This window comes from Bordetella genomosp. 9, from assembly GCF_002261425.1.
Taxonomy (GTDB): domain Bacteria; phylum Pseudomonadota; class Gammaproteobacteria; order Burkholderiales; family Burkholderiaceae_B; genus Bordetella_C.
The window spans coordinates 236,241-248,984 of the sequence record NZ_NEVJ01000003.1; the positions used below are offsets into that span (position 1 = coordinate 236,241).

General features: G+C 67.8%; 7 protein-coding genes. 5 read left to right on the plus strand and 2 right to left on the minus strand.

The features are described from left to right. Positions 1-137: 137 nt before the first annotated feature. Positions 138-2,984 (plus strand): hypothetical protein, encoded by a 2,847-nt coding sequence (locus CAL26_RS12325; RefSeq protein WP_094847215.1) that lies wholly within the window; start codon positions 138-140, stop codon positions 2,982-2,984. Here the strand turns inward: CAL26_RS12325 and CAL26_RS12330 are convergent. Beyond that, positions 2,955-4,643 carry an NEL-type E3 ubiquitin ligase domain-containing protein gene (locus CAL26_RS12330; protein WP_143277422.1) on the minus strand — a complete coding sequence of 563 codons (1,689 nt, stop codon included), beginning with the start codon at positions 4,641-4,643 and terminating at the stop codon, positions 2,955-2,957. The genes CAL26_RS12325 and CAL26_RS12330 overlap by 30 nt on opposite strands. A 273-nt stretch (positions 4,644-4,916) precedes the next feature. On the opposite strand from CAL26_RS12330, the gene CAL26_RS12335 reads away from it, so the two are divergent. Then, positions 4,917-7,670 (plus strand): hypothetical protein, encoded by a 2,754-nt coding sequence (locus CAL26_RS12335; RefSeq protein WP_094847217.1) that lies wholly within the window; start codon positions 4,917-4,919, stop codon positions 7,668-7,670. Between the two features lie 11 nt (positions 7,671-7,681). On the opposite strand, the gene CAL26_RS12340 is transcribed toward CAL26_RS12335, so the two are convergent. After that, entirely contained in the window at positions 7,682-9,151 is a 1,470-nt protein-coding gene (locus CAL26_RS12340) for an NAD-dependent succinate-semialdehyde dehydrogenase (protein WP_094847218.1), read from the minus strand. Between the two features lie 288 nt (positions 9,152-9,439). Between CAL26_RS12340 and CAL26_RS12345 the strand changes: the two genes are divergently transcribed. The 3 genes from CAL26_RS12345 (at position 9,440) to CAL26_RS12355 (ending at position 12,559) form a co-directional block, all read left to right on the plus strand. Next, positions 9,440-10,375, plus strand: coding sequence for a tripartite tricarboxylate transporter substrate binding protein (locus CAL26_RS12345; RefSeq protein ID WP_094849833.1), 936 nt, complete (start codon positions 9,440-9,442; stop codon positions 10,373-10,375). Between the two features lie 76 nt (positions 10,376-10,451). Then, complete coding sequence (locus CAL26_RS12350; RefSeq protein ID WP_094847219.1) at positions 10,452-11,507, plus strand: isocitrate/isopropylmalate dehydrogenase family protein; 1,056 nt, start codon at positions 10,452-10,454, stop codon at positions 11,505-11,507. A gap of 179 nt (positions 11,508-11,686) precedes the next feature. Continuing rightward, entirely contained in the window at positions 11,687-12,559 is an 873-nt protein-coding gene (locus tag CAL26_RS12355) for an isocitrate lyase/PEP mutase family protein (RefSeq protein ID WP_094847220.1), read from the plus strand. Positions 12,560-12,744 lie beyond the last annotated feature (185 nt).

A 12,744-nucleotide genomic window follows, 5' to 3' on the forward strand; every position in this document is an offset into this window, starting at 1 on the left:
CGTCGATCTCCTGGTAAGTACGCCGCGAACGCGGCGACGCAGGTACGTTTCCGGGCTTATCGATAGGTTCCTGGCGGCGCGGCGCGGAACCGCCGCATGTCACGGTTACTCAGCGCGGTATTTCGCCGAGGTCCGTCATGCCATATCCGCTTTCCACGCCATTGCCCATGGCGCCGGCGCAGGGTTTCCTGCCGGTTTTCCACACGCGACACGCAGCCGCCCCGGGCAACGCGGACAATAACGAAACCGACGTCGACGCCGCGGGGCGTCGATCCGGTATCCGCTACGACGCCGACCGCGACGGCCCGCACCAGGCGTTCCGCGACGGCGGCCAGTTCACGGCGTACCGGCGCGAATTCCTGGACCGGCTGGAGTTCATCATTGACCTGTGCCGGCAGCGGCGCATGCCGGACGCCGGCGCCATCGAAGCGCGCTTCCGCACCTTGTACAGGCATCGCTTCGAAGCGGACTACTTCGACACGGAGCACGAGCTCCCCTTGATGGACAGCGCCGGCAAACGGGCGTTGGACGGCTTCTGCGACACGCTGGCGCGGGCGGCGGCGCGCCCGGATCGGCAGATGACCGCCATACGCGAACTGTCGCTGGGTGTCGTGGTCTGCGCGTCGGGCATCGTCGCCAACCTGATCGCCGCGGACCGCGAGCTGGCGCAGTCGCTGGAAGGGCTGTGCGGCAAGCTCTGGATGGTCAAGGAGCAGATCGTGCGCGAAGTCCTGCGGCAGGAGGTCGACCGGATATACGGCAGCTTCGAACTGGCCGAGGAAAACGAGCTCTACTACGTCAACGAGCTGTGGAACGCGATCGCCGGCGACCTGGGCCTGCCATCCGTCGAAGGCAACCCCGAGGACGCCGACGAATGCGGCTACGACGCGGGTTACATCGCTGCCTGCCGCGCCAAGGCCACGGCGGCGCTGGCGCCGGACCGCATCGCCTGCAGGATGGCGGAGGAATGCCTGTCCATGTTTCGCGGCCGTGCCATTTCCGATGCGGACGCGCCTTATGGTGCATGCACCGCGGAGCAATGGAGCCGCTTGTGCGACATCGTCGAGGATATCCGTCGCGACCTGGGCCTGACCGTCAGCCAGCTCGGGCTCGAGTCCTTCCTGCAGCTGCATGACGACGGCCGGCGCTACCGCGTGCGGGACGATCCCGCGCTGATCGCGCTGGCCTTGCTGAAGGCGATGAGCGCCGACGGCCTGCTGGCCGATATGCCGCTGCGCCTGGCGGATTTCGTGGCGGGCGACGGACGCCATGGCGAGGTGTTCATGTACGGCGCCCTGTTGGGATGGCGCTTGCAGCGCGACGCCCCGGTCTCCAACGACGCCTCGGCGCGGACGACGGCCGGGGCGCCGGCCGCGCCGCCCGACATATCGGGCGTATCCCTGCCATGGGAAGCCCACGTCGGCGCCGAACCGGTGAACCTGCACGCGCTGCGCGCGTGGCTGGCGGACGACGGCCACGCGGGTCCGGAGCTATGGCCCGGCGCGCCCGCGACCACCTTGCAGGCGACCAGCCTGGATGCGCTGATGAGTATTCCGGCGGAATGGCTGGGTTCGGCGCGGCCCCTGCTGGGCTTGCTGAATCGCCTGTCGACGCAGCAGGGTGTCGAGTACCTGGGCCACAATCTGCCCTATCTGTTGACCGACTTTCCGACCGGGGAACGTGATGCGCTGCTGGCCAAGGCCATACAGCTGGGCGAACCCGGCTACGTGCTGGCGCGTGCCTGGCAGTCCGAACTCTGGTTGGTGCTGCAGCTTGCCCACAATACGGCGATCCGGTATCTCCGGGACAACCTGACGTACCTGGCGGACCATGTTCCCATGCAAGGCCGCGGCCAGTGGCTGGACCGGATCATGCATCTGGGCGAGCCGGCGCGCGATCTGGCGCGTCTGTGGTGCCCAGATCCCTGGACCCTGCTGACGCAATCGACGCACGCCTTGCAGGGCACGCGGCTGGAGTACTGGGTGGGAAGCGACAACGTGCGTGCGCTGGATGCCGTGTGCCAGATGGCCGCGGAAGGCTGGGGCGCCGGCAGCGTGTCCAGGACGCCCGATCGGGTCGCCGGGTCTTCGGTATCCACGCCGCAGGGCCGCGCCTGCGGCTGGTGCCTGGACGAAGCAGGCAGGGTCGCGGTATCCAGGGACCCCGCCACCATCGATGCGGCCCGGCGCCTGCTGCGCCAGCTGTCGTTCGGTTCGCCGGCCAGCGAACGATATGGCCGCCGCTTGTCGGACCTGTTCCCCAGCAATGTGCTGTACGTGCTCGAAGCAGGGGAGGCGGCGAGGTCCCGGGCTTTTCGGGGCTTGTTGCTGGACCCGCAACTGCTCCCGCGGATCGGGCCGGACTTGCCGTCCATCCTGTACGGCAGCGGCGCTTATCCTGGCTATCCGATGTCCTACGTCCTGGCCACAGGCAAGAAGGATTTCATCGTTGCGTATGGGACCTTCCTGGCCGATATGGCGAACACGCCCGATGGCGCGCGCTGGATCGCGCGGCTGCTGATGCCCAAATGGCTGCCCGAACCTGAACCGGCGCCTGGCCGCGGCCGGGTGGCGTCACCGCATGGCGATCGGCCGGGCTGCCATGCCTTGCTCGATGCCTGCATCGCGGGTGCGACGCAGGCCATCGAGGCCTATCACCAGGTCCTGGCGCACCCCGCCATCCTGCCGCATGTCCGGCACGTCCTGCCTGAACTCGTGCTGGCCGCGCCGCCCATCGATCCCAAGACGGGGCATCGACGGTGGCCGGAGGCGCGGTACGAGATCCTGGACAGGCTGTTCAACATGAGCGCGCCCGGCTACCCCGCGTATCGCGACCTGGTCAGGGACCCGGCCATCCTGCCGCACATCGTGGATGCCGTGCCGCTCACCGCGATCATCATCCGTGCCCGCCTGGAAGGACGCGGCGTGAAGGTCGAGGTGGACGCTCATCGGCCGTCAACGGGTGTGCGTTCCCCAAGGACGTAATTCGACAGACGACGTATTCATGGGCGGCAACGGCGCCAGACCCGCCCTGGCCAGCGCGGCATTGGCATGCGGCAGCCAGGTGTTGTAGCGCAGCTCCAGTCCCAGCCTGACGCCCATGTTCAGCCGCGCCTGTTCGCTGCCGGATGCCCCGACCGCATCCAGGCGCTCGGCCAGGCGTTCCTCCAGCCCATCGAGGCCGGCGTGGAGTTCGGCTTCAGCCTCGGCGCATTGCTGCGGGCCCATCTGCCGCCGCACTTCCAGCAGGAAGGGCGCGAAATCCAGCATCAGGTATTCATGGAACCACTGCTGCTCGACGTTGAGGATGGCGTCGCGTGCCCTTGAGATGTCTTCGCGCGTGACGGGACTCAGGCTCGGGAAGTTTATCTCCTGGACGCTGAGCGGCAGGTCCAGTTCCTTGAGCAGGCTGACGTGATAGTCGAGCATGATTTCAATCGGATCGAATGGGATCTGCACGCTCGCGGCGGCTTGCGCGGATTGTCCCGGTTGGCCCGGTTGTCCCGGTTGTCCCGGTTGGCCCGGCCGGGCCGGTTGCGCTGGCCAGGGCTGGCGCGGCATCAGCACACGGCGCTGTTGCAGCCGATCGCGGTTCAGCTTGTGCAGCGCGATGATCTTGTCCTGCGCGATCGCTTCGATCATGTCCATGCGCAGGGTGTCCAGGCCCAGCTTGACGATGACGGACAGCTCGCCCGCAAACTTGCCGGCCAGGACGTCTTCCTTGAGCATCAGCATTTTCAGCCGGTTCCATGTCAGCAGGGCGTTGTCGCGGCACATGTTCGTGCCTTCTTCGCAGATCCGGAAGGCCTCCGCGCGCAGGTTCTCGCGGCCGGGCTGCGCGGCCTGTTCCAGCCAGCGGGCGACCTCGACGCGCGTGGCCGGCGCCGCGTAGATGTGCGAAAACGTCAGGGTGCGCAGGAAGCTGTCGAAGACGGCGACCGCTGACCGATCGCCGGCGGCGGTCCGCGCGATGTCGCGCCAGCGCGCCGTCAATTCGGGATTGGCCTGGCCTATCCATTGTTCTACGATCGCGCACAGCGACCGTGGCGGGTCGGCCCGTTGGCCCACGGCATGGGGAGGCGGCCCTGGCGGCGCGTAGCGGATGACGCGATTGCTGGCCTGACGCGGATGCAGGCGGGGCTGGCGTATCGGCCCGCCGGCCGTGGGTGGGGCCGACGATGAGGTGGCAGCGGCGCCCGATGGCGTGCCGAAGTAGTGCTGGCATAGCAGGCGCAGTTGTGCGCGCGCGCCGGCGGCGACCGCCGCGCGCAATGCGTCAAGGTTCTGCGAACCGGCGGCGGGCGATTGCATGGCCTGCGCCGCGGCGCCCGCCGGCGGCGGCATGGAAATGACGGGAACGGCCGCCACACCGGCGCCGAAGTCCAGCATGGGATGGCAGCCCAGTTGTTCCGTCACCGCGCGCAGCTGGCGCAACGCGGCGGCGCCGTAGTCGGTGGCATGCAGCTCGCGCAGGTGCGCTTCCGCTGCCATCAACAGCGGCGCGGCGGGATCGCCTATCACCACCGCGTGCAGCAGGTCCGCGAAACAGACCACGCGGGCCTGGTCGCCGGTCCCCTGGGCGGGCGGGTCGGCAAGCGGCGGCGTCAAAGGGGAAGGTGCGTTTCCGCGCGGGGGGATGTTCAAGTCGGGCTCCTGCTGGGCGGTCGCCGCCGCCGCGAAGGCGGCGTGACGGAGGGGATGTCGGGAAGCGACGTCGGGCGGCGAAGTACGGTGGCGATGTCAGGCGGCGATGTCGGGGCGGACTATCGAAATGGCGTTGAGTAGCAGTCCCCCATCGAAAGTTCTTGCCGGCCATTCCGAGGCCGCGTCTATGGGGGGATCGCAGGATCGCGGCACGGCGGCAGCCGGAACCGGAAGCCGGCGGAGTTACTCAGCGCTCTTGGTCCAGGAGTCCCCATGCCACTTTCCTTTTCGCCCGCCGCCGCGACGCCCGCGTATGGCTTTCTGCCGGCCTTCTTCGAACCCCGGCAAACGGCCGCACCGGACGATGTCGCGCGCGAACCCGGCCGGAGTGCATCGCACACCAGTTATGAGCCGAGCCGCGACGGATCGCATCAGGCGTTCTGCAATGGCCCGCGGTTCGCCCAATACCGTGGGGAAGTGCGCCGGAACATGGAGTACATCGCCGCCACCTGCCGGAGGCTGAAGATGGACGACGCGGTCGTCATGGATATGCGCTTTCGCCAGTTCTATGAGCGCCGTTTCGAACAGGCCTATTTCGTGGCCCATGCCGAGATCCTGGACGGCGCCGTCAAGCGCTCGTTCGACACGATCTGCGCGATGCTCGCGGATCCGCGCATGCGCCCGGAACACCTGGTGGCGGCGATACGCAATCTATCGTTGGGCATCGGCGTGTGCGCGCCGGGCGTGGCCGGCAATGTGATCGAGGTCGAAGCCGATCTGTCGCTGACCCTGGGCGGCCTGCGCAGCCGCCTGTGGCAGGCCAAGCATCGCGTGGTCCGCGCGGTCCTGCAGGAAGCCGTCACGGAACGATATAGGACAGAACCCAATTTCCGCGGCAACCAGCAGCATTACGTGAACAAGGCATGGGACCACCTCGCCGACGCGGTGGGGCTGGCGCGCGTCGGCGATCCGCTCGCGCCGTGGATGGGCTCGGAATTCCTGGCGAGCTGCCGCGCCAAGGTCCTGGCGGCCCTGACGCCAGACCGTATCGCGTCGACGATCGCCCAGGATCTGCTGTCCGGGTTCCGCAGCGCGGTGCTGGAAGATGCGGCGGCGTCTTCCGGCGCCTGTACGAGCGCGCGAACGGAGTCCTTCGGCGCGGTCTTCCGGGGGATCAGGCAGGAGCTTGGCCTGGCCGATGAACAACTGAGCCTGCACGCCTTCGTACGGCTCGATGCCGATGGCGAGCGCTACGACGTGCTGGACGATCCTTCGCTCATCGCGGTGGATCTGCTGAAGGCCATGGCCAGCCAGGGCCTGTTGGCGGGCGTGCCCGTGCCGGTGGGCGAGCCCGTGGAGCACGATGGCCGGTATCTGGCGCGTTATCGCTACGGCACGCTGGTGTCGTGGCGGCTGTGGCGCGCGTCGGCGGGCGAGGGCGCGATGTCATGGCGCGACCACGATGACGTCGAAGCCATCGACATCACCGACTTGGGGGAATGGTCCGACCTCGTGCTGCCGCCCGCCGCGGCGGTGCGTCGGCTGCTGGCCAGCGACGATCCCGCCGACCTGATGCGGGTGCAGGCCCGCTGGCTGGGGACAGCGCAGGACATCCTGGCCCTGCTGCGGCGCCTGGACCCGGAGCAGGCGAACCAATACCTGCTGCGGGATAGCCACTACCTGCGGACCGAGCTGCCGCCAGCCGAACGAGAGCGCTTCGCGCGCGAGGCCGTGCGACGCTGGGAGCAGGGCAAGGCGATCGCCAGCGCCTGGTATGCCGAGACCGGCCTGATCAACCTCCTGCCTCGCGACCAGGCCGTGCAAGCCCTGCAGGAGCGGCTGCCCCATGCGATCGAGCTGCCGGTCAACCAGCGCCGGCGCTGGATGGACGAAGTCATGCACCTGGGCGAGCCCGCGAAGGTCCTGGCGCGCGCGTGGTACCCCGATCCCTGGACCTTGCTGGCCGAGAAGAATCCCGAAACCGCGCGGACCCGGCTGCAGCATTGGCTGGAGAGCAACAATGCCGCCGCCATCGACGCGGTGCGGGAACTCATGACGGAAGACTGGACCATCCACGCCGACCGGAGCCGGCTGGGCAATGCGATTGCCCACACCTTCAGGGGCTACGACGGCAACCATCTGCTCAGATCCCTGGCCCGCGCGACGGGTAGCGCCGGCGCGGGCGCGCTGCACCGGCTGCTGCGTCATCTGCTGGCGATGCCCGGCTTGCGCGAGATGGTCGCCCAGGGCCTGCCCGGCCTGTTCCACGATCCGGGCGCGTTTCGTTCAGACGTGACGGAAATCGCCCTGAAGCGCGATGCGTCGACGATGGCGGCGCTGCATCGCATGCTGGTCGACGAAGCGATCCAGCCGGCGATCCGGCATTGCATGCTGGCGATCCTGGCGGGCACGCATCCCGGCAGCGAGAAGCTGATATGGCATGCCTTGTGCGCCGGCAAGGCCGGGATCATCAAGGCTTATGGCGCCTTGCTGGCCGACGTCGTGGCCGCGGAGCCGAAAATCGCCGCGCAACTGCCCAGGCTGCTCATGCCGAACGTGGACACCACGGCGGCGCCCGGCCGCTACCACGGCCTGTTGCAGGCCTCCAGGAACGGCGCGGTCGCCGCCATCCAGGAGTACGGCGCGGTGCTGACGCACCCCGCGATACTGCCGCACGTCGTCGAGTCGATGCCGCGCTTCATCCTGGGCGCGCCGAACACCGGCATCTGGTGGGCGGAACGGCGCGTGTCGCTGGAGCTGCTGTTCAATCCCAGGCTGCCCGGTTACGCGGACTGTGTCATGTTGGCCGCGCATCCGCGGGTGTTCCCGCGCGTGCTGGCCGCGCTGCCGCGCGACGCCACGATCATCCGCGCCCGATTGCGCCAGCATGCGGCGGCGCTGGGGCCGGCCGCTACCGCGGCGGGCGCCGGCGCGGTAGCGGAACCGGGACCGCCCGCGCGCCGGGCGGCTCCCGCGCCGACGGGGCCGGTCCGATACTGGATCGACCGCATGTTCCAGCGCTTTTGACGCCAGCGGCGTTACGCGCCGATGTCGACGCACAGGTATTTCAGCTCCACATACTCGTCCAGGCCATGGCGCGAACCTTCGCGGCCCAGGCCGGACTGCTTGACGCCGCCGAAGGGGCCGACCTCGTTGGAGATCAGTCCGGTGTTGATGCCGACGATGCCGTATTCGAGTCCTTCCGATACCCGCCACACGCGCGCGTTGTCGCGGGTGTAGAAGTACGCCGCCAGGCCGAAGATGGTGTCGTTCGCGAGCTTCAGGGCTTCTTCCTCGGTATCGAACCTGAACAGGGGCGCGACCGGGCCGAAGGTTTCCTCGCGCGCGAACAGCATGGATTGGGTCACGTCGCGCACCACGGTCGGTTCGAAGAACGTGCCGCCCAGCGCATGGGCCTTGCCGCCGGTGACGACTTTCGCGCCGGCGCGGGTCGCGTCGTCGATATGTTCGCGGACTTTCTTCACCGCGTTTTCGTCGATCAGCGGTCCTTGCGTGACGCCTTTTTCGAAGCCGTCGCCGACCTTCATCGCGGCCACTTTTTCGGCCAGCCGCCGGGCGACCTGATCGTAGATGCCGGACTGCACGTAGATGCGGTTCGCGCAGACGCAGGTCTGGCCCGCATTGCGGAACTTGGAGGCGAGTATGCCTTCCACGGCCTTGTCCAGGTCGGCATCGTCGAACACGATGAAAGGCGCGTTGCCGCCCAGCTCCAGCGACAGTTTCTTGATGGTGGGCGCGCATTGCGCCATCAGCTTGCGGCCGACTTCGGTGGAGCCCGTGAAGCTGAGCTTGCGCACGATCTCGCTTTCGCAGAGCGCGGCGCCGATATCGCTGGAGCTGCCGGTGATGACGTGCATGACGCCCGCCGGCACGCCGGCTTCCTCGGCCAGCACCGCCAGCGCCAGCGCGGTCAGCGGCGTCTGCTGCGCGGGCTTGACGATCATGGTGCAGCCGGCCGCCAGGGCCGGGCCCAGCTTGCGCGTGATCATGGCCGCCGGGAAATTCCACGGCGTGATGGCGGCGGTAACCCCGACCGGCTGCTTCAGCACCATCATGCGCTGGCCGGCCTTGGGGCTTTGCAGGACTTCGCCGTCCATGCGCTTGGCTTCTTCGGCGAACCATTCCAGGAAGGAGGCGGCATAGCCGATTTCGCCGGCGGCTTCCGTGATCGGCTTGCCTTGTTCGGCGGTCATGATGGCCGCCAGGTCCTGCTGGTGCTGCATCATCAACTGGGCCCAGCGCTGCAGGATGATCGCGCGCTCCTTGGCCGGGCGGGCGGCCCAGGCCGGCAGGGCGGCCGCCGCGCGTTCGATGGCGTGTTCGGTTTCCGCACGGCCCAGTTTGGGGACCGCCACGATGATGTCGCCCGTGGAAGGATTGTTCACGGGAATGGTCGGGCCCTTGCCAGCCTCATGCCATTTGCCGTCGATGTAGCAGGCGCTGCGCAGCAGGTCGGGGCGGGCGAGTCGTTGGGTCAATGCATTCACGGATGGTCTCCTGGTATTGGCGCCGGCGGCCGTGCCGTCGCGTGGGTTCGAGAGGGTCTCGCGTTGCGAATCCAGTTCTATGGTAAGCCCTGCGGCGCCGTCTCGCCGAAAGGTCGTCCCCGTTTTAGCCTTGCTTCCGCCATTTTTGTATGCAAAGATATGCATTAACCATATCGATGGCGCGCCGCTACCCGGTCAGCGCCGGACGTCCAACGACAGGAGACACAGCAAGTGTTCAAGACGCGGTTTCTATCCCGGCGCCTTTGCCTGATGGCGGCGATTGCCGCCATGCTTCCGGCCCTGGCCACGGCCCAAGGCGCCGCCGGCGGCTATCCGGACAAGCCGATACGGCTGATCGTCCCGTTCGCGCCCGGCGGCGGCACGGACAGCATCGCGCGCGACATGGCGCGCACCCTGGGCGAAAAACTGGGCCAGGCGATCGTGGTCGAGAACCGCGGCGGCGGCGGCGGCGCGATCGGCGCCAACCTGGTGGCGCATGCGGCGCCGGACGGCTATACGCTGTTGTTCGCCACGTCGACCTTCGTGACCAACGCCGCGGCGGAAGGCACCACCCTGTACGACGTGGAGAAATCCTTCCAGCCCATCGCCATGATCGGCCGCGGGCCGCTGCTGGTCGTCACCAACAAGGACGTGCCGGTCGACAACGTCGCGCAATTGCGCGAACTGGCGCTGAAGAAGCCCAACGAGATCAATTTCTGCTCGGCCGGCAACGGCAGCATCAACCATATGTCGGGCGAGCTGTTCAAGCAGCGCGCCGGCGTGCAGATGATCCACGTGCCTTACAAGGGCAGCGGTCCCGCCACGCTGGATCTGCTGGCCGGGCGCGTGCAGGTGTTCTTCGCCACCGTGCCGACCATCCTGCCGCAGGTCAAGGACGGCCGCGTCAAGCTGCTGGCCGTGACGAGCAAGGCGCGTTCGCCGCTGTTCCCCGATACGCCCACGATGGCCGAGGCCGGCATTCCGGATTTCGACGTCAGCACGTGGTGGGGCGTGCTCGCGCCGGCCGGCACGCCGCCGGAAGTGATCGCCAGGCTGAACGCCGCCGTGAACGATGCGGCGGCGGCCAAGCTGGTCAGCCAGCGCCTGACCGACGAAGGCGCGCAATCGTTCAAGGGCTCCCCGGCGGATTTCGGCGGCGTCCTGCATAGCGAACTGGCCCTGTGGAAGGGCGTGGTCAAGCAGTCGGGCATGAAGCTGGATTGAAGCGCCGGCCGCGCCGGCGTGGCGCGGCGGCGGGCCAGTCCCGCGGCCTTGCATCCATCCCTATCGAGGAAATCACATGAAAATCGTAGTGTTGCCCGGCGACGGGATCGGTCCGGAAACCATGGCGGTTGCCGTCGACGTATTGCAAGCCGTCGACCGGCGTTTCGGTCTGGGCCTGCAACTGGATCACGACATTGCCGGCCACGAGAGCCTGAAGCGCCATGGCGCGACGGTCACGCCGGCCCTGCTGGAGAAGGTGCGCGCCGCCGACGGGCTGATGCTGGGCCCGATGTCGACGTACGACTTCAAGGACGAGGCCAAGGGCGAAATCAATCCGTCGATGTACTTTCGCAAGAAGCTGGACCTCTACGCCAACATCCGGCCGGCGCGCACCTACAAGGGCGTGCCGGTACGCCTGGGCGAATTCGATCTGGTCGTCGTGCGTGAAAACACCGAAGGCTTCTACGCCGATCGCAACATCGAGTCCGGCGGCAGCGAAATGCTGATCACGCCCGACGTGGTCGTATCTCTGCGCCGGATCACCCGCCTGTGCTGCGAGCGCATCGCGCGCTCGGCCTTCGAACTGGCGATGACGCGCAAGAAGCACGTCACCATCGTCCACAAGGCGAACGTGCTGAAGATGGGCGACGGCATGTTCATTGACGAGTGCCATAAGGTCGGCAAGGAATTCCCGGAAGTGCGGGTCGACGACGTGATCGTGGACGCCATGATGGCGCACGTGGTGCGCGCGCCGGACCGCTACGACGTCGTGGTCACCACCAATATGTTCGGCGACATCCTGTCGGACCTGACGGCGGAAATGTCGGGCAGCCTGGGCCTGGGCGGGTCGCTCAATGCCGGCCGCGAACACGCCATGGGCCAGGCCGCGCACGGTTCGGCGCCGGATATCGCCGGCCAGAACGTCGCCAACCCGGCGTCGCAGGTGCTGTCGGCCGCCATGCTGCTGAACTGGTACGGGCAGCGCAAGGGCAAGCAGGCCTTCGTGCAGGCCGCATCGGCCATCGAGCAGGCGCTGGCCGACGCGGTCGCGGCCCGCGAATGCACCAAGGACGTGGGCGGCACCCTGGGCACCCGCGAAACGGGCGCCGCCTGGGTCAAGCGACTGGGCTGAGGCGCGATCCGTATCATTGATGAATACCTTTCATTACTGAACGGACGCCATGCGCGTTTGACCTGCCGCAGCGGTCTGACTAGACTGCAACGGCCGCGGCCGCGCGGGACTTGTCCCGCCACGGCCCGCGTGCCGAGGGCCGCCCCGGCCCCGCCATCAACGCGTAAAGAGACATCATCATGAGCGAAACAACGAAACAGCGCCTGCGCCGCCGGGTGGAGCAGCGCAATGGGCTGCTCGTTCCCGGCGCCTTCAATGCCATGAGCGCCCGTGTCGTGCAGGACCAGGGCTTCGAGGCCGTCTACCTGACCGGCGCCGGCCTGACCAATATGCACTACGGCGTGCCGGACCTGGGCATCATCGGCCTGCGCGACGTCGCCGACGCCACGGCGCGCCTGCGCGAGGCGGTCGACGTGCCCATCATCGTCGACGGCGATACGGGTTTCGGCAACGCCGTGAACGTATGGCACACGGTGCGCGCGCTCGAGCACGCCGGCGCCGATGCCATCCAGCTGGAAGACCAGTTGTTTCCCAAGCGTTGCGGCCATTTCTCCGGCAAGGAAGTCGCGCCGCTGCCCGAGATGCTTTCCAAGATCCGCGCCGCCGCCGATGCCCGCCGTGACCAGGATTTCCTGATCATCGCCCGCACCGATTCGCGCGCGGTGCTGGGTTTCGAGGCCGCCGTGGAACGCGCCCAGGCCTTTGCCGATGCCGGCGCCGACATCCTGTTCGTCGAGGCCACCGAAAGCCTCGAAGAAGTCCGCGCGCTGCCCAAGCTGCTGGACAAGCCGCAATTGATCAACATCGTGATCGGCGGCAAGACGCCCGCCCTGACCGCGCAGGAACTGGGCGAGATGGGCTACGGCATCATCCTGTACGCCAACGCGGCGCTGCAGAGCGCGGTTGCCGGCATGCAGCGCGCCCTGGGCCTGCTCAGGAAAGACGGCCTGCTGAAGGAAGACCCGACGCTGGTCGCGCCTTTCCTGGAGCGCCAGCGCCTGGTGCAGAAGCCGCTGTACGACGAACTGGAAAAGAAGTACACGGATAAGTAAGCCGCGCCGAAACGCCCCTGGGGTACCAGGCCGTATCCCGGGATCTCCGCAGGGGGATTCAGGCGGTCCCCTGGCTCGTATACCGAAAAAGGCGCCGTTCCCATGGATGGACGGCGCCTTTTTTTGTTGCCTTTCGCGACGCCCGGCCGGGATACTAGGCCGTACCGCGCGGCGTGGCGGGTGCT